Source organism: Achromobacter agilis (assembly GCF_900496965.1).
Taxonomy (GTDB): domain Bacteria; phylum Pseudomonadota; class Gammaproteobacteria; order Burkholderiales; family Burkholderiaceae_B; genus Achromobacter; species Achromobacter agilis.
In genome coordinates this window covers 1-24913 of the sequence record NZ_UFQB01000024.1, presented here as the reverse complement: position 1 = coordinate 24913, position 24913 = coordinate 1, and the positions used below count along the sequence as shown (strand labels likewise).

Annotated in this window: 24 protein-coding genes, 1 tRNA gene and 1 pseudogene; 7 read left to right on the top strand and 19 right to left on the bottom strand. The window is 67.8% G+C overall.

The features are described 5' to 3' along the window. The first annotated feature begins 86 nt into the window (after window positions 1-86). From AGI3411_RS23385 to AGI3411_RS23370, 4 genes are all read left to right on the top strand, one after another. Entirely contained in the window at window positions 87-710 is a 624-nt protein-coding gene (locus AGI3411_RS23385) for a TetR/AcrR family transcriptional regulator (protein ID WP_129529720.1), read from the top strand. Between the two features lie 45 nt (window positions 711-755). Beyond that, entirely contained in the window at window positions 756-1904 is a 1149-nt protein-coding gene (locus tag AGI3411_RS23380) for an acyl-CoA dehydrogenase family protein (protein WP_129529719.1), read from the top strand. 106 nt (window positions 1905-2010) lie between these two features. Next, the gene (locus AGI3411_RS23375) at window positions 2011-3240 is read left to right on the top strand and encodes a CaiB/BaiF CoA transferase family protein (RefSeq protein WP_129529718.1); all 1230 of its coding nucleotides are present in this window, start codon (window positions 2011-2013) and stop codon (window positions 3238-3240) included. Between the two features lie 37 nt (window positions 3241-3277). After that, the gene (locus tag AGI3411_RS23370) at window positions 3278-4798 is read left to right on the top strand and encodes a 3-hydroxyacyl-CoA dehydrogenase (RefSeq protein WP_129529717.1); all 1521 of its coding nucleotides are present in this window, start codon (window positions 3278-3280) and stop codon (window positions 4796-4798) included. 123 nt (window positions 4799-4921) lie between these two features. Here the strand turns inward: AGI3411_RS23370 and AGI3411_RS23365 are convergent, their stop codons facing one another. Beyond that, window positions 4922-5833, bottom strand: a complete 912-nt coding sequence (locus tag AGI3411_RS23365; RefSeq protein WP_129529716.1) for a c-type cytochrome — start codon at window positions 5831-5833, stop codon at window positions 4922-4924. Window positions 5834-6065: 232 nt separating this feature from the next. On the opposite strand from AGI3411_RS23365, the gene AGI3411_RS23360 reads away from it, so the two are divergent. Next, window positions 6066-6140: transfer RNA gene (locus AGI3411_RS23360), tRNA-Arg, on the top strand. 157 nt (window positions 6141-6297) lie between these two features. Here AGI3411_RS23360 and AGI3411_RS23355 read toward each other — a convergent pair. From AGI3411_RS23355 to AGI3411_RS23315, 9 genes are all read right to left on the bottom strand, one after another. Then, window positions 6298-7221 (bottom strand): SMP-30/gluconolactonase/LRE family protein, encoded by a 924-nt coding sequence (locus AGI3411_RS23355; RefSeq protein WP_129529715.1) that lies wholly within the window; start codon window positions 7219-7221, stop codon window positions 6298-6300. A gap of 16 nt (window positions 7222-7237) precedes the next feature. Next, complete coding sequence (locus tag AGI3411_RS23350) at window positions 7238-8236, bottom strand: Bug family tripartite tricarboxylate transporter substrate binding protein (RefSeq protein WP_129529714.1); 999 nt, start codon at window positions 8234-8236, stop codon at window positions 7238-7240. A gap of 25 nt (window positions 8237-8261) precedes the next feature. Then, window positions 8262-9221 (bottom strand): Bug family tripartite tricarboxylate transporter substrate binding protein, encoded by a 960-nt coding sequence (locus AGI3411_RS23345; RefSeq protein ID WP_129529713.1) that lies wholly within the window; start codon window positions 9219-9221, stop codon window positions 8262-8264. A 201-nt stretch (window positions 9222-9422) separates the two neighbouring features. Next, window positions 9423-10493, bottom strand: coding sequence for a cyclase family protein (locus tag AGI3411_RS23340; RefSeq protein WP_129529712.1), 1071 nt, complete (start codon window positions 10491-10493; stop codon window positions 9423-9425). A gap of 11 nt (window positions 10494-10504) precedes the next feature. After that, on the bottom strand, window positions 10505-11452 hold the full coding sequence (locus AGI3411_RS23335) for an NAD(P)-dependent oxidoreductase (RefSeq protein ID WP_129529711.1): 948 nt from the start codon (window positions 11450-11452) through the stop codon (window positions 10505-10507). Further along, a complete protein-coding gene (locus AGI3411_RS23330; protein ID WP_129529710.1) occupies window positions 11449-12132 on the bottom strand; it encodes an RraA family protein in 684 nt (227 codons plus the stop codon). The genes AGI3411_RS23335 and AGI3411_RS23330 overlap by 4 nt, the downstream gene beginning before the upstream one ends. A gap of 35 nt (window positions 12133-12167) precedes the next feature. Then, complete coding sequence (locus AGI3411_RS23325) at window positions 12168-13163, bottom strand: Bug family tripartite tricarboxylate transporter substrate binding protein (protein WP_129529709.1); 996 nt, start codon at window positions 13161-13163, stop codon at window positions 12168-12170. Between the two features lie 23 nt (window positions 13164-13186). Then, entirely contained in the window at window positions 13187-14053 is an 867-nt protein-coding gene (locus tag AGI3411_RS23320; protein ID WP_129529708.1) for an amidohydrolase family protein, read from the bottom strand. 6 nt (window positions 14054-14059) lie between these two features. Continuing rightward, the gene (locus AGI3411_RS23315) at window positions 14060-15028 is read right to left on the bottom strand and encodes a Bug family tripartite tricarboxylate transporter substrate binding protein (RefSeq protein WP_129529707.1); all 969 of its coding nucleotides are present in this window, start codon (window positions 15026-15028) and stop codon (window positions 14060-14062) included. A 95-nt stretch (window positions 15029-15123) separates the two neighbouring features. On the opposite strand from AGI3411_RS23315, the gene AGI3411_RS23310 reads away from it, so the two are divergent. Next, complete coding sequence (locus tag AGI3411_RS23310) at window positions 15124-15852, top strand: IclR family transcriptional regulator (RefSeq protein ID WP_129529706.1); 729 nt, start codon at window positions 15124-15126, stop codon at window positions 15850-15852. A gap of 17 nt (window positions 15853-15869) precedes the next feature. Here AGI3411_RS23310 and AGI3411_RS23305 read toward each other — a convergent pair whose 3' ends face one another. The 4 genes from AGI3411_RS23305 to AGI3411_RS23290 are packed head-to-tail and all read right to left on the bottom strand — an operon-like array spanning window position 15870 to window position 19343. Next, window positions 15870-16724, bottom strand: coding sequence for an amidohydrolase family protein (locus AGI3411_RS23305; protein WP_244240434.1), 855 nt, complete (start codon window positions 16722-16724; stop codon window positions 15870-15872). Between the two features lie 3 nt (window positions 16725-16727). After that, window positions 16728-17711, bottom strand: coding sequence for a Bug family tripartite tricarboxylate transporter substrate binding protein (locus AGI3411_RS23300; protein ID WP_129529705.1), 984 nt, complete (start codon window positions 17709-17711; stop codon window positions 16728-16730). A gap of 52 nt (window positions 17712-17763) precedes the next feature. After that, complete coding sequence (locus tag AGI3411_RS23295) at window positions 17764-18642, bottom strand: NAD(P)-dependent oxidoreductase (RefSeq protein ID WP_129529704.1); 879 nt, start codon at window positions 18640-18642, stop codon at window positions 17764-17766. Beyond that, window positions 18639-19343, bottom strand: a complete 705-nt coding sequence (locus AGI3411_RS23290; protein WP_129529703.1) for an RraA family protein — start codon at window positions 19341-19343, stop codon at window positions 18639-18641. The genes AGI3411_RS23295 and AGI3411_RS23290 overlap by 4 nt, the downstream gene beginning before the upstream one ends. Window positions 19344-19407: 64 nt before the next feature. Between AGI3411_RS23290 and AGI3411_RS23285 the strand changes: the two genes are divergently transcribed. Then, entirely contained in the window at window positions 19408-20274 is an 867-nt protein-coding gene (locus AGI3411_RS23285) for a LysR family transcriptional regulator (protein ID WP_043543157.1), read from the top strand. A gap of 3 nt (window positions 20275-20277) precedes the next feature. On the opposite strand, the gene AGI3411_RS23280 is transcribed toward AGI3411_RS23285, so the two are convergent. The 5 genes and pseudogenes from AGI3411_RS23280 to AGI3411_RS23260 all read right to left on the bottom strand — a co-directional run. Beyond that, on the bottom strand, window positions 20278-21240 hold the full coding sequence (locus AGI3411_RS23280; protein WP_129529702.1) for a tripartite tricarboxylate transporter substrate binding protein: 963 nt from the start codon (window positions 21238-21240) through the stop codon (window positions 20278-20280). Window positions 21241-21286: 46 nt separating this feature from the next. After that, complete coding sequence (locus AGI3411_RS23275) at window positions 21287-22408, bottom strand: NAD(P)/FAD-dependent oxidoreductase (protein WP_129529701.1); 1122 nt, start codon at window positions 22406-22408, stop codon at window positions 21287-21289. 12 nt (window positions 22409-22420) lie between these two features. Then, window positions 22421-23245 (bottom strand): amidohydrolase family protein, encoded by an 825-nt coding sequence (locus AGI3411_RS23270; protein WP_129529700.1) that lies wholly within the window; start codon window positions 23243-23245, stop codon window positions 22421-22423. Between the two features lie 230 nt (window positions 23246-23475). Continuing rightward, entirely contained in the window at window positions 23476-24621 is a 1146-nt protein-coding gene (locus tag AGI3411_RS23265) for a PrpF domain-containing protein (protein ID WP_129529699.1), read from the bottom strand. Between the two features lie 193 nt (window positions 24622-24814). Beyond that, window positions 24815-24913 (bottom strand): annotated as a pseudogene (locus AGI3411_RS23260) (electron transfer flavoprotein subunit alpha/FixB family protein); the annotation flags it as partial.

The window sequence follows — 24913 nt, the reverse complement described above, 5'->3', positions numbered from 1 at the left end:
TTATTAAACGGCATGCGCCGAAGCGCTGTCAATGGAGGTTCGTTCGAACCCCTGGCAGCCGCGGGCGCGGCTCTTCAAAGGCTGCCATGGCGACCTCCGCCCCTCCTGCCCAGAAACGCGCCCGCGCCGGCCGGCCGCCCTCGTTGGCGGCGCCGCGCGAACGCATCCTGGAAGAAGCCGCCAAGCTCTTCGCCCGCAGCGGCTACGACGGCAGTTCCGTGTCGGATCTGGCCGCTGCGCTCGGCGTGTCCAAGGCGGCCATCTATCACTACTACACCACCAAGCAGGACATCTACGACGCCATCATCCTCGGCGTGCTGAGCGGCCTGACGCAGACCGTCGGCCAGGAAGTGGCCCGGGCCGACGGCGGGGCCGCCCGGCTGCGGGCCTTCATGGTGGGGCACGCGCGCTATTTCGAGCTGCACCATGCCGAGTTCGTCACCATGCTGATCGGCTATTCCGGCATGGCACTGCCCGAACGCGAGGATGCCGCCCGGCTGCGCGACGGCTACGAGCAGCGCCTGCGCGAACTGATCGCCCAGGGCGTCGCCGAGGGCGTGTTCCGGCCGCTGGATGTACCCGCCACCGGCCGCGCTGTGCTGTCCATGCTGAATTGGATGGTGCGCTGGTACAAGCCGGGCCAGGGCGACAGCGCCGAACGCATCGCCGCCGGCTATTTCGATTTATTGGTCGGCGGCATGCGCGCCTGAGCGCGCCGCCCCGAACCCGCATTGCCTTTCTTTGAGACTTCCATCATGGCCCTCGACACCGAAACCCTGACCCTGCTGCTGGACGCCGTGCGCCGCTTCGTGCACGAGCGCCTGATCCCCGCCGAAGACGAACTGGCCGCGAGCGGCCAGGTCCCGCCCGACATCGTCGCCGAAATGCGCGACCTGGGGCTCTTCGGCCTGTCCATCTCGCCGGACTACGGCGGCCTGGGCCTGACCATGGAAGAGGAAGTCCGCGTGGTCTTCGAACTGGGGCAGACCTCGCCCGCGTTCCGGTCGCTGGCGGGCACCAATATCGGCATCGGCTCGCAGGCCATCGTGCTGGCCGGCACCGACGACCAACGCAACCGCTACCTGCCCAAGCTTGCCAGCGGCGAGTTGATCGGCTCCTTCGCGCTGACCGAGCCGGATGCCGGCTCGGACGCGATGGCCCTGCGTCTGTCCGCCGTGCGCGACGGCGACAGCTATGTACTCAACGGTACCAAGCGCTTCATCACCAACGCGCCGATCGCCGGGCTGTTCTCCGTCATGGCGCGCACCGCGCCCGAGCGCCGCGCCAATTCCATTTCCTGCTTTCTGGTCGAGGCCGGCACGCCCGGCCTGATCATCGGCAAGCCCGACAAGAAAATGGGCCAGGCCGGCGCCTTGACCAGCGATGTGGTGTTCGACAACTGCCGCGTTCCGGCCGACGCCCTGCTGGGCGGCGAGGAAGGCAACGGCTTCCGCACCTCGATGCGCGTGCTGGACAAGGGCCGCCTGCACATTTCCGCGCTTTGCGTCGGCATCGCCGACCGCCTGCTGCGCGACGCGGTGAAGTACGCGCTGGAGCGCAAGCAGTTCGGCCAGCCCATCGCCGAATTCCAGTTGATCCAGGCCATGATCGCCGACAGCCAGGCCGAGCTCTATGCCGCGCGCTGCATGGTGCTGGACGCCGCCCGCATGCGCGACCGCGGCGAAAACACTACCATGCAGGCCGCCTGCTGCAAGCTGTACGCGACCGAGATGGTGGGCCGCGTCGCCGACCGCGCGGTGCAGATCCACGGCGGCTCGGGCTATATGTCCGAATACGCGGTGGAGCGCTTCTACCGCGATGTGCGCCTGTTCCGCATTTTCGAGGGAACCTCGCAGATCCAGCAGCTCGTGATCGCCCGCGAAACCATCAAGGCGCATTCCTGAACACGCGTCCGGGCTAATATCCAGCTTGACCTACGGTGATCCGGTCCGGCCCGCGCGCAGCCGCGGGCCGGGCGTCCTCATTTCTCTTCTAGCGAAAAGATTACAGATGTCGCAACGTCCCGCTCCCCTAACCGGCATACGTGTGCTCGACCTGACCCGCGTCCTGGCCGGCCCCTGGTGCACCCAGAACCTCGCCGATCTCGGCGCCGAAGTGATCAAGATCGAACGTCCCGGCTCGGGCGACGATACGCGGGCCTGGGGCCCTCCGTACCTGAAGGACGAGGCCGGCAACGACACCACCGAGGCCGCCTACTACCTGTCGGCCAACCGCAACAAGCTGTCCGTGGCGCTGGACATCGCCTCGCCCCGCGGCGCCGAGCTGGTGCGCGAACTCGCGCTGCAGAGCGACATCCTGGTGGAAAACTTCAAGGTGGGCGGCCTGTCCAAGTACGGCCTGGACTACGAAAGCCTGAAGGAAATCAACCCCCGCCTGATCTACTGCTCGATCACCGGCTTCGGCCAGACCGGCCCCTACGCCAGCCGCCCCGGCTACGACTTCATGATCCAGGGCATGGGGGGCCTGATGAGCATCACCGGCGAACGCGACGACCTGCCCGGCGGCGGCCCGCAGAAGGCCGGCGTCGCCGTGGCCGACCTGATGACCGGCATGTATTCCACGGTGGGCATCCTGGCCGCGCTGCATGAACGCTCCCGCAGCGGCCTGGGCCAGCACATCGACATGGCATTGCTGGATTGCCAGGTGGCCATGCTGGCCAACCAGAACCTCAACTACATGACCTCGGACGTGGCGCCCAAGCGCGCCGGCAACGCGCACCAGAACCTGGTGCCGTACCAGGTGTTCGCGGCCAGCGACGGCCACTTGATCGTGGCCGTCGGCAACGACAGCCAGTTCCGCAATTACTGCGGCGCGATCGGCCTGCCGGAATTGTCGGCGGACCCGCGCTTCTCCACCAATCCGCAGCGCGTGAAGAACCGCGAGGAACTGGTGCCGCTCCTGGCCGAGCGCATGGCCACGGGCGCGCGCGACCACTGGCTGGCTGCGCTGGAAGGCGTCGGCGTTCCCGCCGGGCCCATCAATACCCTGGACCAGGTCTACGAAGACCCACACGTCCTTGCGCGCGGCATGAGGCGCGAGCTGCCCCATCCGGCCGCGGGCAAGGTGCCGATGGCGGCCAGCCCGCTGAAATTTTCCGGCAGCCCGGTCGAATACCGCCGCCCGCCGCCCATGCTGGGCGAGCACACGGGGCAGGTCCTGTCCGAGCGGCTGGGGCTGTCGGCCGAAGAAATCCAGGCGCTGGCGCAAAGCCGGCCCTGACTCCAATCCAATATAGGCAATAGGCAGGAGAGTGTTGATGACGGAGATTCAAACCATCGGCGTCGTGGGCGCCGGGGCCATGGGGCGCGGCATTGCGCAGATCGCGGCGCAAGCCGGGCTGCGTGTGCGCCTGTACGACACCAGTGCCGAGGCCATCGCCGCCGCGCGCGAGTCGCTGCGCCAGACCTGGGAAAAGCTGGCCCAGAAGGGTAAGCTGAGCGCCGCCGACGCGCAGGCCGCGCTGGAGCGCGTGGAGTCGGCCACCGCCCTGACGGACATGTCGAATTGCCAGCTGGTGGTGGAAGCCATCGTCGAGCGGCTGGACGTCAAGCGCGACCTGTTCGCCGCGCTGGAAGGCGTAGTGTCCGAGGACTGCATCCTGGCGTCGAATACGTCGTCGCTGTCCATCACCGCCATCGCGGCCGCCTGCAAGCGTCCGCAGCGCGTGGCCGGCTACCACTTCTTCAACCCGGTCGCGCTGATGAAGGTGGTGGAAGTCATCGACGGCCTGCGCAGCGCGCCCGAGGTGGGTGACGCGCTGGCCGATCTGGCCCGCCGCATGGGCCACACGCCCGTGCGCGCCAAGGACATGCCGGGCTTCATCGTGAACCACGCGGGCCGCGGCATGAATACCGAGGGCCTGCGCGTGGCGCAGGAAGCCGTAGCCACCTTCGCCCAGGTGGACGCCGTCATGCGCGAGCAGGCGGGTTTCCGTATGGGCCCGTTCGAACTGCTGGACCTGACGGCGCTGGACGTGTCCCACCCCGTCATGGAGTCCATCTACCGACAGTTTTTCGACGAGCCGCGCTTCCGCCCGTCGCCCATCACGACCGTGCGCCTGGCGGGCGGCCTGATCGGCCGCAAGGCCGGCGAGGGCTTCTACGTCTACGCCGATGGCCAGAAGCAGGTGCCGGCCGAGCCGCCGGTGCCCGCGCTGCCCGCCAACCTGAAGGTCTGGGTCAGCCCCAAGCATGCGGAAGGCTACGCGCGCGCCGCGGCGCTGCTGGAGAAACTGGGCGCCACGCTGGTGACCGGCTCCACGCCCGACGCCGACGCCCTGATCGTCGTCACGCCGTTCGGCGAGGACGTCTCCACGACCGTGTCCGCCCAGGGCCTGAATGCGGCCCGCAGCATCGGCCTGGACACGCTGTACGCCTTCGATACCGCCAAGCGCCGCACCCTCATGGTGTCGCCGGCCACCGAAGCCAAGTGGCGCGACGCCGCGCATGCGCTGCTGGCCGCCGATGGCGTGCCGGTGACCGTGATCGAGGATTCGCCGGGCTTCATCGCGCAGCGCATCGTGGCCACCATCGTCAACATCGCCAGCGACATCGCGCAGCAACAGATCGCCACGCCGGAAGACATCGACCAGGCGGTCACGCTGGGTCTGGGCTACCCCGTGGGCCCGCTGGCGCTGGGCGACAAGCTGGGCGCCGACCGCATCCTGGAGATCCTGAAGAGCATGCAGCGCGTGACCGGCGACCCCCGCTACCGTCCCAGCCTCTGGCTGCAGCGCCGCGTGCAGCTGGGCATGTCCCTGACCAAGGCCACGGCCTAGGAAGCCGGCAGGCGCGGGGCAACGCGCCGCGGCGCTGGCCCCGGGCGCGCAACGCGCCGCAGCCGGCATGAAAAAAGCCCCTTGATCGCTCAAGGGGCTTTTCTTTGCGCGGGCTCGGCCCTTTTACTTGGCGGCGTTCACCATGTATTGCACGGCAGCGCGGATGTCGTCTTCGGAGGCATCGGCCGCGCCGCCCTTCGGGGGCATGGGCGGCTTGCCCTGCATGGCGACCTTCACCATGGCGTCCATGCCGGTCTTGATATAGGGCTCCCAGGCGGTCTTGTCGCCGAACTTGGGGGCGTTGGCTACGCCGGTGGCGTGGCAGGCGAAGCAGACGCTCTTGTAGAGTTTTTCGCCGGCAGGGTTGACGGCTGCGGCGGCTTGCGGGGCGGCAGCGGCGGGAGCCGGGGCTTGCGCAGCCGGAGCCGGCGCCGGAGCAGCGGCCGGCGCGGGCGCGGCGGCTGCAGCTGCTGCGGGAGCCGCCGCCGGGGCGGCAGCGGCTTCCTTCTGGTCGCCTTCCGCGGCCGGAGCGGCGGGTTCGGGCAGCGAGCCGCCGGACTTGTTGGCCATGTAGACCACGGCGCGCGCGACTTCGTAGTCGGACAGCGTGGGGTTGCCGCCCTTGGCGGGCATGCCGCCCTTGCCGTGCAGGGCCACGTTCAGCATGGCGTCGTAGCCGGCCTTGATGAACGGCGCCCAGGCGCCGCTATCGCCGACCTTCGGGGCACCCGCCACGCCGGCGGTGTGACAGGCCGTACAGACGGCGGCGAACACCTGTTCACCGGTCTTGAAGACCTTGGGGGCGTTGGCGTCGACGAGGGCAAAACCCGCGACCGGCGCAATGCGCTTGGCGACGGCTTCGTTGGATAGCGTATCTGAACCAGCCCCGACCTTGGAACCGGAAGCCACCATGTTCACCAGGAGGATGATGATGGCGATGGGAACCACGAAAGACAGTACGACCGTGACGATCAGTTGTTTCGGGGTCTTGATGGGGGAGGAGTGCTCTTCTATGTGTTCCTGCTCGTTGCTCATGACCAAATCCTGCTAACGGGTACCGGGGGCGCCTGGCGGCGGCAACAGAAAATCAGTACTGCACAAGTAGGCGGCAATGAGGGCCCGCCTTGCAAGCAAACGCTGGATTATATAACGGTGTCATAGACAGGGGGTCATTGCAACTGACGGGGTTTTCGCTGAGTTTCCCGGAAGATTCGCTCCGCTTCATGCAGTTCCCTGAAAACTAGGTACAATACCGCCTCCTTGCACTGCGCCCGTAGTTCAATGGATAGAATGAGAGTTTCCGAAGCTCTTGATACAGGTTCGATTCCTGTCGGGCGCGCCATCGAATCAAGGACTTAGGCTCGGCGTACCGCCATCGCGCGGCACGAAACGCCAAGCCCCTGCGCCAGACCCCTGCGCCAGCAAGGGCCGCCAGGGTCCATCCGCCGTGCAAGCCCGCGGCGGCATATTGAAGAGAACAAATCCCCTTCCGCCGCGTATCAGCAATGTCGTGGATTGGCCAATGCCAGTCCCGGGTGTGGCGCTCGCGCGCACAGGATGGCGCCCGACACCGACTCGGTGCAGTACACCGTGCGGCGGTCGCCGCCGCCAAAGGCAAGGTTGGTGGTCGACGTGCCCAGGGGGCTGCGCCAGACGTTAAGCGGCTCGGCACGGTGGTTGAGTAGCCACACGTAGCCCAGTCCGGGATTGCAGACCAGCAGATTGCCCTCGCGGTCCACGGCCAGGCCGTCCGGCCCGCTGGGGCCGTACGACGTGAAGAACTGGCTCACTTTGCTGACGCTGCCGTCGGCCATCAGCGGCACGCGCCACACGCAATTGCCGCGCGTCACCGCCAGGTACAGCACCTTGCCGTCGGGCGACAGGGCCACACCGTTGGGGCTGGGCACGTTGTGGAGCAGGCAGTCGAGCTGGCCATCGGGCCGCAGGCGATACAGCCGGCCGGTGGGGTCGTGCAGGCCGCTCTGGCCCTGGTCGGTGAAGTACAGATTGCCCTGGGCGTCGAAGATCAGGTCGTTCACGCCTTTGAAGCGCTCGCTGTTGCGGCGGGCCAGGTAAGGGGAGACCCGGCCGCTCGCGACGTCCAGCGCCATCAGGCCGTTCTTGTAATCGGTGATCAGAAGCCTGCCATCGTCCAGGAACTTCATGCCGTTGGGCTCGCCGTCGTACTCGGCCACGAGCGACCATTCGCGATCCGGGCCGATGCGGAACACGCGGCCCCAGGGGATGTCCGACACGTACAGGTTGCCCTCCCGGTCGAACACGGGGCCTTCCAGAAACGAGTCGACGGGCACGCCGCCACGATTGGCGTCCGCCCAATCGCTGCGTTCGGGACGGCGGAAGCGCTCGGGCATGGGCGACCAGACATCGAATTGCGCCACCGCGGGCGCCTGCAACAAGAACATGGCGTCTCCTTGAAGCCTATTTGGCGTCGTAGCCGATGTTGCGGGCGACGTTGCCCCACATCACGCTGCTGTCGGCCAGGATGCGGCCGAACTCGGCGGCATCGGCTGCCCGCGGTTCGGCGCCCATCTTGGTTGCGAAGGATTGCATTTCTTCCGAGGCCATGGCCTTGGCGATCTCGCGCTGCAGGCGTTCCGTGACTTCCGGCGGCGTGCCTTTGGGCGCCCACAGGCCCGTCCAGTTGACCACGCCGAAATCCTTCACGCCAGCCTCGGTGAAGGTCGGCACGTCCGGCAACACGGCCAGGCGTTTGTCGCCGCTTACCGCCAGCAGGCGCAACTGCCCGCCTTGCACCGGACCCATGACGCCCGTGGTGGAAGCGAACTGGAAGTCGATCACCTTGCCCAGCACGGCCTGCGTGGCTTCGGCCGCGCCCTTGAACGGCACGTGCATGAACTTCACGTTCGTTGCCAGCGCCAGGCCTTCGGCGGCGAAATGGGGCGTGGTGCCGGGGCCGCCGGAACCATAGGTGATGGTGTCGGGCTTGGCGCGCGCCTGGGCGATCAGGTCGTCCAGTTTGCGATAGGGGCTGTCGTTCGATACGGCCAGTGCCATCGGCGCGAACACGAAGGCGGAGATGGGCTGCAGGTCCTTTGCGGGATCGAAGGGCAGCTGCTTGAAGATGTGGGGCAGCAGCGAATAGGTCGTGTCGTTCGCCACCAGGGTGTAGCCGTCGGGCGCGGCGCGGGCGACCTGGCTAACGCCGATCGTGCCGGTGGCGCCGGGCTTGTTCTCCACGACAAAGCTCTGGCCGGTCTGCGTAGACAGCATCTGCGCCATCTTGCGCGTCGCCACGTCGACTGCGCCGCCGGGGCCGTAGGGCACCACCACGCGTACCGGGCGGCTGGGCCAGGCTTCCGCGGCCTGGGCGATGCCGCAGGCTAGCAGGGGCAAGGCGGCGGCAAACGCCAGCGCCGCGCACCGGACGGCGGGCGAGGTTCGAATACGGTAGGTCATGTCTTCCTCCATTGTCGTGTAAGAATCAGTCCGCCTTGAGGCCCAGTTCCCGGGCCAGCTTGCGGTAGGTATCGATTTCGTTGGAAAGCTGGGCGGTGAATGCGTCGCCGCAGGTCTGACGCGGCTGCATGCCCAGGGCGTCCAGGCTCTTGGCGGTGGCGTCGGCCTGTGAAAATCCCCGCGCCGTTTCCTCCAGGCGGGACCGCACGTCCGGCGGCAGGCCGGCAGGCGCCAGCACGCCATACCAGGCGTCGGCGGTGTATCCGGGCACGCCGGCCTCATCGAAGGTCGGCACCTGGGGCAATTGCGGCAGGCGCCTGGGCGTGGCCACGGCCAGGGCCGTGAGCTTGCCGGATTGCACTTGCGGCAGCACCGAGCCCAGTGTCGCCAGCGAGCTGTCGACCTGGCCGCCCATCAGGTCGGAGATGGCCTGCGCCGCGCCTTTGTACGGGATATGGTTCATGCTGATGCGGGTCTGGCGCAGGAACTGCTCCGTGGCAAAATGGCCGGAGCTGCCGGTGCCCGGCGTTGCATAGGTGAGCCGGCCTGGCTCGGCGCGCGCGCGGGCAAGGAAGGCGTCCAGCGTGCCCACCTTCAGGGCCGGGCCGGTCACGAGCACCGTGGGGCTGACCGCCACGGCGCATAGCGGCGTGAAGGATTTGAGGGCGTCGAACTTGACCCGGTCGGCGTAGAGCGCCGGGATCATGGTGTGGTTGGTGGCGCCGAACAACAGCGTGTAGCCGTCGGGCGCAGACTTGGCCACGGCTTCGGCCGCGAGGATGGTGTTGGCGCCGGGCCGGTTCTCCACGACGAAGGTTTGGCCCAGCGCCTGCGACGCATACGAGGCGAAGGCGCGCGCGACCACATCGGTGGGGCCGCCGGGCGAGAAGCCGACGACCACGCGCACGGGACGCTCGGGATAGGCGGCGTGGGCGGCGCCGGCTGCAAGCAGCAGGGCGGCCAGGGCGGACAGTTTTGATTTCATGGCAGGTCTCCGTATGCGTGGGTTCGCGCGGCTGGGCGCCGAGTTCCTGCAGGCTGTGGCGCGGCGCCGGGTCCTGCAGCGCCGGCGCAGAACGCCAGGACGGCGGGCAGAAGGCGGATGCGTTTCACGAAGTGTCTCCTCGTTGGGTAGGCGCGCAGCCTGTGCCGGCTGCTGCGCCCGATGGGCTAAAGGGTTGGAGGGTCAGACGGTGGCTATGGGAGTGGCGGGCGAGCCCGCCGCGCCGGGCAGGCGCAGCGGCGGCGCGGTGAGCAGGAAGCGGTGGCGTCCGTGCGCGCGCAACCAGCGCGCCAGGGGCGTCAGCCACCAGAGCTCGCCCAGATGGATGCCGTTCTTGAACAGGCAATGCTCGTGCAAGGGCAGGCGCGGGCGGCGCAGCGGGGTGGCGGCGCCGCGCAGGCTGACCGGCTGCACCAGCTCCACCGCCGGGTTGTCGGCGATGAGGCAGGCGAGGCGCGAATCCACGATCCACCGCAACAGGCGTTCGTCACGGCCATCCAGGCCGCTGCCCGTGGCGTGCAGCCGCGCGACATCGGGCCGGCGGTCCATCGCCATCAGCGTGTCGCCGAAGCCGGTGTGCAGGCACACCATGTCTCCGGCTTCTATCCGCACGCAGTCGGTATCCAGGATCCGCATCAAGGCGTCATAGCCGACCGCGGTCCGCGTGCGGCCGACGTGTGCCTCCAGGTCGACCAGCACGGCGCGGCCCTGTACGCCGTGCTCGGCCAGCTGCTCGATGCCCAGGGCGCCTGCCACAGGGCCGGGAAAGCGGGCCCAGTCCGCCGGCGCTTGCGCGTCTTCGCCGGCTGCGCGGATCTCGGCGCCGGCGCGAAAGCCGTTGTAGAACACCGCCTCGGCCTCGCCGTCGCCGTCGGCGTCGAAGCGGCTGCCCATGTGCGCCAGGCTGTCCCATTGGGTCGAGTACTGCGTATTCATCAGCAGCACGTCGTCGCACACCACGTCGGTGAGCAGCGGGTCTTCGGACGCATACGACCAGCAGAAGCCCTGGACTCCGGCGCTCTTGCCATCGCGCAGCGTGGCGTAGCGTTGCGGCGGCAGGCGCCGCGGATTCAGCGCCATGCCGCCCGGCACGTCCAGCGGCAGCGAAAGGCAGAACGTCAGCCCTTCGCGGACTTCGGCGATGCCTTGCAGCACCTTGGCGCGGTCCACCAGGTTCATGCGGCCGCGTTGGTCGTCGGGGCCGAACTCGCCCCAGTTGCTGCCGGCGGGCGCGTGCTTCCATCGTTGCGCCATGGCGCGCCTCCTCAGGCCTGCGCCCTGGCGCGGGCCAGCACGTCCAGCACGTTGCGCGCCGCGGCCACGCCCATGTTGACGTAGGCCGCGCTGGTCACGCCGCCGATATGGGGGCTCAGGATGACGCGCGGCTCCTGCTGGAACGGATGGCCGGCGGTCATGGGTTCGACCGCGAAGCTGTCCAGGCCGGCGGCCTGCACCTGGCCCGAACGCACTGCCTGCAACAGCGCTTCCTCGTCGACCAGGCCGCCGCGCGCCGTGTTCACCAGGATTACGCCGGGCTTGCATTGCGCCAGCGTCGCGGCGTTGACCATGCCGCGGTTCTCGTCGGTGAGCGGGCAATGCAGCGACACCGCGTCGGCTTCGCGCCAGATGGCGTCCAGAGGCACGCTTTCGATGTAATCGGGCAGGTCCTTCGCGTACGGATCGAAGCCGATCACCCGCATGTTCAGCGCGTGCGCCATGGCGGCCATGCGCTGGCCGATGGCGCCCAGGCCGACCAGGCCGATGGTCTTGCCGCCCAGCTCCAGGCTCTTGTGGGTGGATTTGTCCCAGTGGCCCGCGCGCATGCGCTCGTCCAGCCCCACCACCGATTTGGCGCAGGCCAGGAGCAGCGCCAGGGCCTGTTCCGCCACGGCGGCGGCGTTCACGCCCACGGCGGCGACGACCTGGATGCCGCGCTCGGCGGCGGCGGCCTTGTCGATGGTGTCGGTGCCGCTGCCGTGCTTGGATATCACGCGCAATGCGGGGGCGGCGTCCATCGCGGCGGCCCCAACCTTGCTGTATCGCACGATGATGGCGACCGGATTGCGCTCGCGGCACAGCGTCACGATGCCTTCTTCGGTGGGGGTTTTACCGGCGAAGGCCAGTTCGAAGTCCTGCAGCAGCGCCAGCGCTTCCGGCGCAAGGTCTGCCGCGGTTACGACAATGACGGGCTTGCCCGTTGCGGCGGCACTCACAGCGTTTCCCCTTCCTTCAGGACGCCGGCTGCGCGCAGGGCTGCGTTGAGCCACTTGGCTTCCGTGTCGCCTGCCTGGATGGCGGCGATGCGCGCGGCCTCGTCGCGCACCTTTTTCTCGGCGGCGGGCAGCAGGCCCTCGATCTTTTCACGCTCGACCACCACCACGCCGTCGGCGTCGCCGATGACGAAGTCGCCGGGATGGACGGTCACGCCGCCCACCGACACCGGGTGGCCGATGCGGCCGGGCACGTTCTTGGTCGGGCCATTGGGATTAGTGCCGGCGGCAAACACCGGATAGTCCATCTCGATGATTTCGACCGTGTCGCGGGCGGCGCCGTCCATCACCACGCCGACGATGCCCAGCTTGCGGCAGGCGTTCATCATGATGGTGCCCATCAACGCCGAGCTGAGGTCGCCCTTGCCGTCGATGACCAGCACGTCGCCCGGCTTGGCCAGCGAAATCGCGGCGTGAATCATGAGGTTGTCGCCCGGGCGCACTTCGACCGTCAGCGCCGTGCCGGCCACCTTCATGCCGGGATGCAGGGGGCGGATGCGGCCGTTGAGCGCGCCGCGCCGGCCGGCCACGTCGGCCAGGATGGCGGGTTGCAGTTCCGCGGCGCGGCGCACGATGTCGGCGCTGACACGGGGGAAGTCTTTGATGATGTCCTGATTGGCCATGAGTGTTTCCTGTTCGGAGTAGAGAATCGATGAGATCAGGCCGGCTTGATGCCAGCATCGCGGATGACCTTGCCCCATTTGTCGAAGTCCGCCTTGCGGATCTGATCCAGCGCCTGCGGCGTGCCGCCGGCCAGCGTGATGCCAAGCTGCTGGGCCAGGGCGACGAGCGCGGAGCTTTGCAGCGCGCGGCCGATATCCGCGTTGAGCCGATCGATCACGGGAGCGGGCGTCGCCGCCGGCGCGAACACGGCCTGCCATTGCTCGACCACGAAATCGTCGAAACCGGCCTCCGCCATGGTCGGCACGTCCGGTAGCGCGGACAGACGTTGCGCGGACGTGGCGGCGAGGGCGCGCAGCGCGCCGGTCTGCACGTGCGGCAGCGCGGCTGCGGCGGGAATGAATGCGAACTGGACCTGGCCGGCCAGCGTGTCCTGCAGCGCGGGTGTGTCGCCCTTGTAGGGAACGTGCAGGAAGCGCGCGCCGGTTTTCTGCTGCAGGAGCTCGCCCTGCATGTGCAGGATGGTGCCGGTGCCGCCCGAGGCGTAGGCCAGGCTTTTCGGCGCCTTCTTCGCCGCCGCGACCAGTTCGGCTACCGTCTTGAAGGGCTGCTCCTTGCCCACGACCAGCAGATGGGGGATGGTGCCGATCATGATCACGGGCGCAAAATCGGCCACGGGGTCGTAGGTCAGCTTGCCCATCACGTGCGGCGCGATCGCCTGCGGTCCGATGGACGTGCCCAGCAGGGTCAGGCCGTCCGCGTCGGCGCGCGCCACCCGGGCCGCGCCGATGGTGCCGGTGGCGCCGGGGCGGTTGTCGACGATCACGCGAGTGGACAGCAAGGCGTCGAGCTGCTGGGCGATGGCGCGGCCCAGCACGTCGGTGCTGCCGCCGGCCGGGTAGGGCACCACCCAGGTGATGGTCTTGCCGGCGGGCCATTCCTGCGCGGCGCGCACGCCGAAGGCGGCGCTCGCGGTCAGCGCCGCGGTTGCGGCCAGGAAGCTGCGGCGGGAGAGGGTGGATGGGGCTTGCATGGGGTGTCTCCGTGGTGTGCTGTTCATGCCGGAAAGCCGTAGAGGGCTGCCGGGTTGTGGACGAGGACCTGGCGCAGCCGGGCGCTGCCGGTCCAGTCGGCCAGCCGGTCGAGCTGGCGCGCGTCATCCGGCATGGGCTGCATGCCCGACGACGCGGAGGCGTGGGGCCAGTCGCTGCCCCACACGACGCGTTCGGGATTGGCGTCGAGATAGCTGCGCGCCAGGGCATCGAGAGCGGTGTCTTCGATGGAATGCCGGGCACTGACGATGTAGCCGCCGGACAGCTTGACCCACGCGCGGCCGCGCTCGAGCAGGCGCAGCACCAACGCATGGGCGGGATGCGCGCCGGCTTGATGCGGGGCGATGCGCCCCATGTGGTCGAACACGATGGGCACGGGCAGGCCGGACAGCGCCGGCGCCATGGCGGCCAGGTGATCGGGCGCCATCAGCAATTGCACGTGCCAGCCCAGCGGCGCGATTCGGGCCGCCAAAGGCAGGATCTGATCGGCGGAGCTGGTCACGCCCAGCGAAAGATTGAACCGGATGCCGCGCACGCCGGCGTCGCGCAGGGCCCGAAGCTGCGCATCGCTTTCGGTGCCGTCGATCACGGCCACGCCGCGCCCCTGCTCGCCCAGTTGCCCCAGGCCGTCGAGCATGGCGCGGTTGTCGGCGCCATAGGTCGATGGCGTGACCAATACGGCGCGCTGCGTTCCCAGCCGGGCCTGGATGCCGCGGTACTGCGGCATCGACGCATCCGGCGGCAGCAGTTTTGCGCCGGCCACGGCCGGGTAGCGCGCGTCATAGGCGTGGACGTGGCAATCGCACGCGCCGGCCGGGACGGCGATGGCCGGCCGCGAGTCACCGCTGGAATAGGGATAGCGGGCCTGCATGGCGGATCACTCGACCTTCGCGCCCGAGTCCTTGACGATCTGGCCCCAGCGGATGCGGTCGTCGTGGATCAGCTTGGCGAAACTCTCCGGCGTGCCGGTGAGCACGCGCGCGCCTTGTTCCTGGTACTTCACGCTCAGGTCCTTGGCCTGCAGCGCCTTGTTGAATTCGGCATTCAGGCGCTGCACGATGTCTTTCGGGGTTCCGGCCGGCGCGGCCAGGCCGAACCACGTCACCGCTTCGAAACCGGGGAAGCCCCGCTCGGCGATGGTAGGCACGTCCGGCATGTCAGGCACGCGCTGCGCGGAGGTCACGGCCAACGCCCGCATCTTGCCGTTGCGCACGTGGCCGATGAGCGTGGGCACCGACGACAGGTACATGTCGATCTGGCCGCCGATCAGGTCGTTGGAAGCCTGCGCCGCGCCCTTGTAGGGGATATGAGTGAGCTTGATGCCCGCGGCGTTCTGCAATTGCACCGCGGCCAGGTGCGCCACGGTGCCGTTGCCCGAACTGGCGAAGTTCAGGGCGCCCGGCTTGGCCTTGGCGGCGGCAATCATGTCGTCGAAGGACTTCAGCGGCGAGTTGGCCGGCACCACGATAACCAGCGGCGCATCGGCGACCAGGCCGATGGCGGTCAGGTCCTTTTCGGGGTCATAGGGCAGCTTGGCATAGAGGGTGGGATTGATCGCCAGGTTGCTGGTCTGGCCCAGCACCAGCGAATAGCCGTCCGGCGCCGACTTGGCCACCGCGTCCACGCCGATATTGCCGCCCGAACCCGGCCGGTTTTCCGTGACGATGTTCCAGCCGGTGTTGGTCGCCACCTTGAGCGCGGCTTCGCGCGCCAGCACGTCGGTGCCGCCGCCGGGCGGGAACGGGACGATCAGCCGGATGGGTTTGTTGGGATAGCCCTGAGCCGCGCTCAGGCCCGCCATGCACATCAGGGCCAGGCCCGACAGCACGCGCGCGATCTGCTTCATGGTTTGTCTCCGATCCTTGTTTTTGGTGGGAGCATTGTGGATGCGTGTTCCGAGGAATACAATGCGAGTTCGTATAACGAAACACGTTCCGTACCATGATCGAAGATATAACCCCGGATTCAGACGAATCCCCTGCGGAAGAAGGCGTGGTGGCGGTGCGCCGCGCGATGAAAATCCTCGAGGCTTTCGGCGTGGACGACGCGCACCTGACCCTGGCCGAACTGAGCCGGCGGACGGGGTGCCACCGCTCCACCGTATTGAGGCTGGCGCGCACGCTGGCAATGGACGACTACCTGGCGCAGCGGCCGGACGGCACCTGGCGCCTGGCGCGCGCCGCAGGCTGGCTGGGCGCCTGTTACCAGGCCACATTCAATATCGTGGAGGTGGTACAGCCCGTGCTGCGCGAGCTGTCGGTCGCCACCGGCGAAAGCGCGACGTTCTATGTGCGCGAGGGCAAGCAGCGCATCTGCATGGCGCGTGTCGAAGGCCCCAAGTCCATCCGCCACCATGTGCGCGTCGGCGCCGCGCTGCCGCTGGAATTGGGCAGCCCGGGCCGGGTCCTGCTGGCGTTCTCCGGAGAAGCCGGTGAACCCTACGAATCGATACGCCGCGCCGGCTACATGATTTCGCTGGGGGAACGCGACGCAGAGGTTTCGAGCATCTCCGCGCCGGTCTATGGAATCAACTGGACACTGCAGGGGGCGATCTGCATTTCAGGCCCGCTCTCTCGTCTCACCGAGGCGGTGCTCCTCGGGCACAAGGAGTCGATCCTGGCCACGGCCAGCCGGCTGTCGCGCTCGATGATGGGCGTTGGGCAAGGGTAGTGGGGGCCGGAGCGTCGCTAGAATCCATATAGACGCGCGGGGTTGTCGATCAGCACCTTGCGCGCGACGCCGCTCCGGTCGAGATGCCGCCAGGCCCAATCATGAAGCGCGGCTTCGTCCAACGGCGGGCGGCCTTGCGCGTGCCAGCCGGGGTGAGGCCAGTCCGAGCCCCATAGCAGGCGCTGAGGCGCGGTTCCCAGCAGGATTTCCGCCAAGGGGGCGAGTGCGCGATAGCCGGGCGCGCCGTCGGGATCCAGCAGATAGGGCGCGGACAGCTTTACCCAGATCTGCGGTTCGTTCAGCAAGTCACGCAAGGCTCGCCAGGGAGGGCTTTCCGGACCCTGCGCCGGATTCAACCGACCCATGTGGTCCAGCACCACGGGCACTGGCAGCGCGCGCAGCCAAGGCGATAGCGCTGGCAGCGTCGCGCCCTCGACGTGCAGTTGCAGGTGCCACCCCAGGGGCGCGATGCGTCGCGCCAAGGCGCCGACGGCTTCCGTATCCAGCAACGCGCCGCGCAGCGCGTTGATGCGCACGCCGCGGCAGCCGCCCCGGTCGAGCCGGAGCAGCTCCTCGTCGCTGACCATGACCGGCACCACGGCCACGGCCCTGGCATTTTCCGTGCCGAGGCGGGCGACGGCGTCCAGGGTGCAGCGATTGTCGTATCCATAGGTGGTCGGCTGCACGATGACGCTGCGCCGGATCCCCAGGGCATCGCGCACAGCCCGGTAGGTGGCGGCCGTGGCCGGTGGCGGCCGCAGGGCGGCGTCCGGCTCATAGGGAAAGGCCGGGTCGTAGATGTGCAGGTGGCAATCGCAGACCGGGCCTGCCGCGGGAGGCCCGGGGAAAGGCGGGACGTTGGCCGTCGACACGGTCTATCCCTTGCCCGCCAATCCGGTGCTTTCGATCACATTGCGCCAGCGCGCGGCTTCCGCGGAAACGAAGTCCGCGAATTCCGTCTGGCTCATCGGCATGGGCTCGGATCCCTGGGCCTTCAGGCGTTCAAGGAATTCCGGGCTTTGCAGCGCTTGCTGCAGGGCCTGCACCAACGTGGCCTGCACCTCGGCGGGCAGCTTGGCCGGGGCGAAGAGGCCGGTGTAGACGGCCACGTCCACGTCATGCACTTGCTGTTCGCGCAGCGTGGGAACGTCGGGCAGGAGAGGGGAGCGGGCGGCGCCGGTCTGTGCGATCGCGCGCAGACGGCCGGAGGCGATGAGGGGGCTGGAGGAACTCAGCTGGTCGACCATCGCGTCCAGCTGCCCGCCCATCAGATCGGTCAGCGCGGGGCCGGCGCCCTTGTACGGAATGTGGGTGGCGTTGAGTCCGGTTTTCTGCTCCAGCAATTCGGTGGTGAGATGGTTGAGCGAGCCGGTGCCGGGCGAACCCATGTTGAGCCCCGTGGCGCTGGCATGGCTGAGCGCGAGCAGGTCGGCGTAAGTCTTGACGGGGCTGCCGGCCGCGACGACGATGACCGAAGGCGTGACGCTGATCGCGCCCAGCGAAGTAAAGTCCTTGACGGGGTCGTAGCTGGCGTTCATGAAGGCGGGCGCGGTGGCGTTGGTGGCCGTGCTGCCCACCATGAGCGTATAGCCGTCTGCGGGCGAGCGCGCGACGAGCGCGCTGCCGATGGTGCCGCCGGCGCCGGCGCGGTTGTCGATGACCACGGCCTGGCCGAGTTGCTTGGCCAGTACCGGTCCCAGCGCGCGGGCGGTGGCGTCGACGTTGCCCCCCGGCGCAAACGGCACGATCATGGTAATGGGGCGCTCGGGGTAGCCTGCGGCCGCGGCCAGGCCGGGCAGAACGGCAGCGGCCAACAGTGCGCCGGCGGCAAGCCGGCGCACGATGTTCAGGGATTGCATGGTTGTCTCCTGGATAATTGTTGCCTGGGGCCTGCGGCAGGCCCCAGGCCGGTCAATAGGCGACCTGGAAAATGTCGTGGAAATCCTTGGGCGCGACACCGCCGAAGTGTTGCTTGTAGCCCGCGGCGGCTATGGCGAGCAGCTTTGCGTGCGTGGCTTCCGACATGGTGGCGTCGACCTTGGCGGCGCGCAGGGTCGCCACCACTTCCTCCATCTCGTGGGCGCGCCGCTCGGCGTGGATGACGCCGCGCGCCATCAAGCCGTTGGCGATGTCATGGAAGGAGCCGTTGGCGAAGGTGTCGGCGATGGATTGCAGCAAGTCGTCTTCGAGGCCGTAGCGATGGCCTGCCAGCACGGTTTCCAGCAACAGGGCCACGACACCCTTCATGAAAATGCTGCGCAGCATCTTCGAGGCCGATGCGCGGCCGGCATCGCCTTCAAGAACGCTGAGCTCCATGCCGTATGGCTGGAGCGCGGCGGCCAGCGCCGGCGCGCCCGCGCCGCAGATCAGCGTGGGCACCTTATGGCCCAGGCCCGGCACGGTGCCCATGATGGCCCCGTCGACGAAACGGGCGCCGGACGGAGCGACCAGCTCGGCGATCTCGATCTTGGTCTGAGGTCCGGCCGAATTGAAATCGGCATAGATCTGGTCCGGGCGCAGCCACGGGAGGCACTCGCGCGCCAGGGAAACCGCCAGGCTGGCGCTTACCGCGCAGATGACGATGTCCACGCCTTCGACCAGGGCCTGCAGGCTGGGCGCCAGCGCCACGCCGGCTTCCTGCGCGCGGCGGCCGACCAGTTCCGACTGCGGCGCGACGTTCCACATCTTATCGTACGCCTGGATGCCGGAGAGGCCATCATCATGCAAGCCCTTGGCGATGTGGAACACGGCCTCGCCCATGCCGATGAAACCGATGCGCGGCGCGCTCATTGCTGTTGCTCCCCGTAAGCGGCGTCGATGATCTCGCAACCCAATGCGGCCAGCGCGGCCTCGTCGTAGGCCTTGCGGTTCCAGGTCCCGTCCTCGATTTCCTGGCGCGTGCGGATTTCCTGCGCCAGCTTCTTGCGCGCGTCTTCCAGCACCGAGGCGGCCTCGTGGCGGGCGATCACGATCACGCCGTCGGCGTCGCCGACGACGATGTCGCCCGGATTGACGACCACGCCGCCGCAGGAAATCGGCACGTTGATCTCGCCGGGGCCGGACTTGTGCGGACCGCGGGGCGTGATGCCGCGCGCATAGACGGGAAAGGCCATTTCGCCGATGCTGTCCGCGTCGCGCATTGCGCCGTCGACCACCACGCCGGCGATCTGGCGGCGGGCGGCCCACAGCATCATGTTCTCGCCCGAAATCGCATTGGTGAGGTCGCCCTGGTCTTCAACCAGGATCACGTCGCCGGGTTGGGCCGTGTCGATGGCGTGGTGCAGCATCAGGTTGCAGCCGGGGCGGGCGCGCACCGTGAACGCGGTGCCCAGCAGGGGGGCCTTGTTCATGGGGCGGATGCGCGCATCCAGGCAGAACATGCGGCCGACGACATCGCCGATGTTGGCGACGGGAATCTCGCGGAAACCCTCCACCAGTTCGCGCGGCGCGCGATGGATCTTCTTGAAAACACGAAAGCCGACTTTGGACATTTGCTACCTCGAAAAATAAAATAGGGCACGTCAATGAAGCTGTGCGCGTGCCGGGTTGCCACTTATGAAACTGAATGCTCTACATACGCTGGAAGTCGTCATCCGCGAGGGCTCGTACGCCGCAGCGGCGCCCGTGGTCAACCTGACCGCCAGCGCCATCGGCCTGCAGATGCGCCAGCTGGAGGCCTACTTCGGGCGTCCGCTGTTCGACCGCTCGGCGCGCCACGTGCGGCCGACCGACTTCGCGCGCCAGGTTGCCGCGGCCGTGACCGAAACCCTGAACCGCGTCGACAGCCTGCGTCTGCAGGATCACATCGCGGTCGAAGGGCATGTGCGGGTGGGCATCATCGAATCCGCCATGATTTCCGTGCTGCCCAAGGCCATACGGCGGCTGCGCGCCTTTGCGCCTGGCATCGAGGCGCAGATCACGCGCGGCGTCTCGCAATTCCTGCTGCAGGAGGTCAAGGCCGGCCGCCTGGACCTCGCCATCCTGGTGCGCCCCGAGCGCGGGGGCTCCAGCCGCATGCATTGGCTGCCGCTGTACTCCGAAGGCTTCGTGCTGGTTTCGCCGCCCGACAGCCGGGGCAATTCGGCCGAGGCGCTGCTGCGCCAGCACGAATGGATCCGCTTCGACCGTGGCGCGACCGGCGGGCGGATCGCCGCCGCCTATGTCGAGAGCGTGGTGCCCGGCAAGCGGCCGATCCTGGAGCTGCCAGGCACCGACGCCATCATTGCCTGCGTGGCCGACGGGCTCGGCGTTTCGGTGATCCCGACGCCCAGGCCCGAACTTGCGCGGGCTTATCCCTTCAGGCAGATCTCCCTCGACCGGGCTCGCGCGCGCCGCGATATCGTGCTGGTGTGCCGCCGGGCGGATAGCGAGAACCGCCGGATACAGGCCGTGCAGCGCGCCTTCAGCGAAGCCTTGCATTGATGCTCACTCCAACGCGATCTGGCGGTCTTTGATCAGGGCCGACCAGCGCGCCATCTGCCCTTCGATGAAGCCGCCGAATCCCGCAGGCTCCATGGTGCTTGCGGCAATGCCGAGGCCCTTCAGGCGCTCGACGACCTCCGGATCGGTCACTGTGGCGCGCACGGCGTCGGCCAGTTTCTGCTTGATCGCATCAGGCGTCTTCGCCGGCAGGAAGATGCCGTGCCAGTCCAGCACTTCAAATCCTGGAAAGCCGCTTTCGGCCACGGTCGGAACGTCGGGCAGCGTGCCCAGCCGCGTGGCCGACGACACGGCCAGCGCCCGCAGCTGACCATTGCGCACGTAGGGCAGGCCGGAGGACGCGTTGGCGAAGTAGGCATTGACCTGGCCGCCGACCACGTCGACCAGCGCGGGCGCGCCGCCCTTGTAGGGAATGTGCAGCATGCTGACGCCGGCGTCGCGCGCCAGCATTTCCGTGGCCAGGTGCGCCGAACTGCCGACGCCGAAGGAGGCATACGACACGTTGTTGCCCGGCGTCTTGGCCAGCGTCAGGAATTCGCCGATGTTCTGGGCTTTCACCGCCGGATTCACCACGAAGATCATCGGCGCGGTCGCCACCATCGCGATCGGCGACAAGTCCTGGGCGGGGTCGAAGCTGAGCTTGCGCAGGGAGCTGTTCACCGCGTAGGTGAAGGTGTCGTAGAGAACGGTGTAGCCATCCGGCGCGGCCCGGGCCACCATGCCTTCGGCGATGGTGCCGCCCGCGCCGGGGCGGTTTTCGACCACAATGGATTGGCCCAGGCGTTCGCCGAGCTTGCCGGCGACGGCGCGAGCGACATTGTCGGCGCCGCCGCCTGCGGCATAGGGCACCACCAGGCGGATGGGTTGGTCTGGCCAGGCGGCCTGGGCTCCAAGGGGCAGCAGGGCGGTAAGCAGCAAGCTTTGGGCAAGCCGGGAAATGCGGTTCATAGTGGTTGTCTCCTATGGGGCGGGTGGCGCCTCTGATGAGGGCGCTTCAATCAGCGGACTGGGCAAGCAGGCGGACCTGCCTGGCGATCGCCAGGCAGGACGTCAAGCCTGGCGATTCGATGCCCAGCAGGTTGATCAGGCCGGACACGCCATGTTCGCGCGCCGTCTGAAAGCAGAAATCTCCATTGCTCAGGGTGAGCGGCTCGTCCGGTCCGGCCAGCCGCGGACGTATGCCCGTATAGCCCGGCACCAGGTCGCCGTCGGCCAGCGCGGGGTAGTAGCGCCGGACGCCGCGGTAGAAGTCCGCGGCGCGGGTCTCGTCGAACCGGTAATCCACCTGGTCGCGCCACTGCAGGTCCGGGCCGAATTTGCATTGGCCCGCCAGATCCAGCGTCACGTGCACCCGTTGCCAGCTCGAGCGCGCCACGGGATAGACCAGATGCCTGAACGGGTTGGGGCCGCGCAAGGTGAAGTAATGCCCGATGGCGTAATGCACCTTGGGTACCGCCTGCCGCGCAATGCCGTCGATGGAAGCGGCGATATCCGCGGCTCGAAGGCCGGCGGCGTTGATCGCCAGGGACGCGCGGATGCGCATGGCCTGCGCGCCGCCGATCTCCAGCTCGATGCCGCCGGAGGTCGCCCGTCCTGCCATTACGGGACTGCACAAGGCCAACGCCGCGCCGTGTTGCTGGGCCTCGCCAAGCAGGCTCAGCATGAGGCCGTGCGCGTCGATGATGCCGGTCGATGGCGAAAACAGCGCCTTGCGGCCGGTCAGCGCAGGCTCGAGCTCCCGCAATTCGCCCTGCGACACCGGGCGCAGGTCATCGACGCCGCTGGCGCGCGCCTGCGACAGGTACAGATCCAGTTTGTCCTCTTCCTCGGCGTCCACGGCCAGAAGCAGTTTTCCCGGCCTCTGGTGAGCGATGCCATGTTCCGCGCAGTAGCGCGCCAGCATGGCGTTGCCCGGGCGGCAAAGGCGCGCTTTCCAGGTTCCGGCGGGATACGAGATCCCCGCATGCATTACTTCAGAATTGCGCGAACTGGTGTGCGTGCCGAAGGCGTTCTCTTCCTCCAGGATGACGACCTCGCGGCCGCTGGCGGCCAGCTCCCGCGCGATGGCCAGGCCTACGACGCCGGCGCCGATCACGACGCAATCGATATGTTCCATGCCGCGTTCCGCCTAGGCGAAGCCGTAGAGCCGCGCCGGATTTTCCACCAGCACTCGCTGGCGCAGCGCGGCATTGGGCAGCCAATCGTGCAGGGCGGCGACGGTGTCGCGCGTGTCGGGCGGCGAGGGCATCTCGGTCGGGTGCGGCCAGTCCGAGCCCCACACCAGGCGATCGGGCGCCAGCGCGGCCAGCCGGCCGGCGGTGGCGCGCGCCGTGGCGGCATCCCGTGCAAGATAGTGGCCGGAGAGCTTGACCCAGGTCTTCCCCGATCGCAGCAGCGATTCGACGATGTTCCAGGCCGGATCGTCCGCGTCCGTATTGGCCAGGCGCGCCATATGGTCGAACACCAGGGGGCAGGGCAGCGCCATCAGCAGGTCGCGATTTTCGACGATCTGCGCCGGCGTCATGTGCAATTGCGCGTGCCAGCCGAGCGCATCGAGGCGCGGCGCCAAGGCCGGCAGGGTAGCGATCCGCGTGACGGCGGTCTTGGGAATGGCGATGGTGTAGCGGATGCCGCGGATGCCGCCCGCATGCAGGCGCTGGAGCTCGGCGTCGGCAACCTCGGGATAGACAACCGCTACCCCCCGCGTATGGCTCGCGCCCAGCGCCTGGATGGCGTCCAGGGTGACGCGGTTGTCATCGCCATGAGGGGCCGGCGTCACGACGACGGCGCGGCGCAACCCCATGGGTTCGCGCATGGCGCGGTAACGCCCGGCATCGCAGCCGGCCAGCGGATTGGGCGCGGCCGGCGCGGCGATCAGCGCCGGATTGTAGAGATGCAGGTGCGCGTCGCAGGCGTCCGCGGGCAACGGCAAGAGGGGGATTGTCTCGTTCATTCTTTGTGGCCTCGCGCCGCCTTGCGGCGGTGGTGAGTCTTGGAACGAGAAAATCGTATCTCAGCAAAAGAAAAGTATTGCTGAGTATTTGTTGGTGAATAACGGAGTTTTTTTTGTGATTGAATCGCCGAGACCGCCGCGTGCCTTTCTCGAATTAACAGCGCATGAAGGGCGGACCACCAGACCGTCAGCGAGGCGGCGGTATCGGTCCAGTGCTCGCCGTCCGCCGATTACAGGGTATTCCCGCGCAGGAAAACACGACCTTCCGCGATGCGCCTTGCGGTCCGTTCTATTGCGGCCTGTTCGACATGCCATTCGTTGCCGCGCCGCGCCACGCTGGCGTCGACGTGGATAACGCCGCTGGGATGTCCAAAGGTATAACGCCTGGGGCCCGGCTCGCCGCACAATTGGGCGGGCAGGCTGCCGGCGATTCCACAAGCCATGCCGGTCGTGACCGTGACCGTGCCGGCCAAGGTTTTACTGGCGGAGCCGGAGGCGTACTGTCTGCACACGAGGTCCAGGCGATCGGCGCTGATCAGTTCGCCCGTCGTGCACGTATGGTAGTCGCGCGGTTTTTGCAGCATTACCAGCATCGGCGTGGAAGGGGCGCTGCGCTGGTGCCAATAGTCGCTCAATCCCAGGCGGATGGCGACCTCGCGGCGCACTGCGTCCATGTGGGCGCGAAGCGCAACGTCGCCGTCTATGGTTTGCGGGTCTTCTATGCCAGATAGTCCGAAAGACTCCGCGCGGGCGTAAATGACAAGATTCGCGCCATCCACGACGGATACCGTCACGCTTTCTCTGCCTGGAACGGCGATCTCTGTCTGCACTTCTCCGAAGGGCAGCAGCCGGCCCGTGATTGCGCCGACTGCCCGCGAGAAATCCAGCGCTATGGGCGCGCCATGCCCAGGAACCCCACCGATCTGCAAATCGCCCTGCGTGATGACCTGCGTCGGCGTTGTGGGCACGCTGACATGGACGATCCTATCCGTGTTCAGGTTGTGGACTCGTACCAGCGTATGTCCGTTTCGCGGCGTCACCAGGCCGCTTTCAATCGCGTATACCCCGGCGGCAGCCGTCAGGTTGCCGCAGTTCAGGTTGTAATCGACTTCCGGGGTCAGGATGCCGACCTGGCCGAAGAGGTAGCTGACGTCGCTGTCTTCGCGGCGTGGCGGGCCCATGATGGCAGCCTTGCTGGTCAGTTTGTCGGCTCCGCCCAAGCCATCGATCTGGCGGCGGTCGGGGCTGCCAAAGATGTCCAGCAATAGGGCCGTCAGCGATTCACGGTCGGCAGGAACATCGGATTCCCGGAGAAAGATTCCTTTGCTCGTGCCGCCGCGCATCATGACGAATGGCAAGCTGTCCGGAGTGTGCATCGTGCAGGCCCAAAGAGATGTTTTGCGTGATCCGGCCGCCTCGCGTTACAGGCTGTCGGCATGGTAGACACTCTACGCAAGTTGCGAGCCCTTGCGGACGCAGCAGGCGGGGGACCCGGTCCATATAGTGAAAATCCCGCCCCAATGGAAAAACCGGCCCGAAGGCCGGTTTCCCGTGGGCGCAGGCCGGGGATTACAAATTGCCGGCCAGCTCCGGCACGACCTGGAACAGATCGCCGACCAGGCCATAATCGGCCACGCCGAAGATCGGGGCTTCCGGATCCTTGTTGAT

What these genes read in the sequence shown, in the direction of transcription:
- AGI3411_RS23385 (WP_129529720.1), top strand. Translation starts at nt 87, where the DNA reads ATGGCGACCTCCGCCCCTCCTGCCCAGAAACGCGCCCGCGCCGGCCGG.
- AGI3411_RS23380 (WP_129529719.1), top strand. Translation starts at nt 756, where the DNA reads ATGGCCCTCGACACCGAAACCCTGACCCTGCTGCTGGACGCCGTGCGC.
- AGI3411_RS23375 (WP_129529718.1), top strand. Translation starts at nt 2,011, where the DNA reads ATGTCGCAACGTCCCGCTCCCCTAACCGGCATACGTGTGCTCGACCTG.
- AGI3411_RS23370 (WP_129529717.1), top strand. Translation starts at nt 3,278, where the DNA reads ATGACGGAGATTCAAACCATCGGCGTCGTGGGCGCCGGGGCCATGGGG.
- AGI3411_RS23365 (WP_129529716.1), bottom strand. Translation starts at nt 5,833, where the DNA reads ATGAGCAACGAGCAGGAACACATAGAAGAGCACTCCTCCCCCATCAAG.
- AGI3411_RS23355 (WP_129529715.1), bottom strand. Translation starts at nt 7,221, where the DNA reads ATGTTCTTGTTGCAGGCGCCCGCGGTGGCGCAATTCGATGTCTGGTCG.
- AGI3411_RS23350 (WP_129529714.1), bottom strand. Translation starts at nt 8,236, where the DNA reads ATGACCTACCGTATTCGAACCTCGCCCGCCGTCCGGTGCGCGGCGCTG.
- AGI3411_RS23345 (WP_129529713.1), bottom strand. Translation starts at nt 9,221, where the DNA reads ATGAAATCAAAACTGTCCGCCCTGGCCGCCCTGCTGCTTGCAGCCGGC.
- AGI3411_RS23340 (WP_129529712.1), bottom strand. Translation starts at nt 10,493, where the DNA reads ATGGCGCAACGATGGAAGCACGCGCCCGCCGGCAGCAACTGGGGCGAG.
- AGI3411_RS23330 (WP_129529710.1), bottom strand. Translation starts at nt 12,132, where the DNA reads ATGGCCAATCAGGACATCATCAAAGACTTCCCCCGTGTCAGCGCCGAC.
- AGI3411_RS23325 (WP_129529709.1), bottom strand. Translation starts at nt 13,163, where the DNA reads ATGCAAGCCCCATCCACCCTCTCCCGCCGCAGCTTCCTGGCCGCAACC.
- AGI3411_RS23320 (WP_129529708.1), bottom strand. Translation starts at nt 14,053, where the DNA reads ATGCAGGCCCGCTATCCCTATTCCAGCGGTGACTCGCGGCCGGCCATC.
- AGI3411_RS23315 (WP_129529707.1), bottom strand. Translation starts at nt 15,028, where the DNA reads ATGAAGCAGATCGCGCGCGTGCTGTCGGGCCTGGCCCTGATGTGCATG.
- AGI3411_RS23310 (WP_129529706.1), top strand. Translation starts at nt 15,124, where the DNA reads ATGATCGAAGATATAACCCCGGATTCAGACGAATCCCCTGCGGAAGAA.
- AGI3411_RS23300 (WP_129529705.1), bottom strand. Translation starts at nt 17,711, where the DNA reads ATGCAATCCCTGAACATCGTGCGCCGGCTTGCCGCCGGCGCACTGTTG.
- AGI3411_RS23295 (WP_129529704.1), bottom strand. Translation starts at nt 18,642, where the DNA reads ATGAGCGCGCCGCGCATCGGTTTCATCGGCATGGGCGAGGCCGTGTTC.
- AGI3411_RS23290 (WP_129529703.1), bottom strand. Translation starts at nt 19,343, where the DNA reads ATGTCCAAAGTCGGCTTTCGTGTTTTCAAGAAGATCCATCGCGCGCCG.
- AGI3411_RS23285 (WP_043543157.1), top strand. Translation starts at nt 19,408, where the DNA reads ATGAAACTGAATGCTCTACATACGCTGGAAGTCGTCATCCGCGAGGGC.
- AGI3411_RS23280 (WP_129529702.1), bottom strand. Translation starts at nt 21,240, where the DNA reads ATGAACCGCATTTCCCGGCTTGCCCAAAGCTTGCTGCTTACCGCCCTG.
- AGI3411_RS23275 (WP_129529701.1), bottom strand. Translation starts at nt 22,408, where the DNA reads ATGGAACATATCGATTGCGTCGTGATCGGCGCCGGCGTCGTAGGCCTG.
- AGI3411_RS23270 (WP_129529700.1), bottom strand. Translation starts at nt 23,245, where the DNA reads ATGAACGAGACAATCCCCCTCTTGCCGTTGCCCGCGGACGCCTGCGAC.
- AGI3411_RS23265 (WP_129529699.1), bottom strand. Translation starts at nt 24,621, where the DNA reads ATGCACACTCCGGACAGCTTGCCATTCGTCATGATGCGCGGCGGCACG.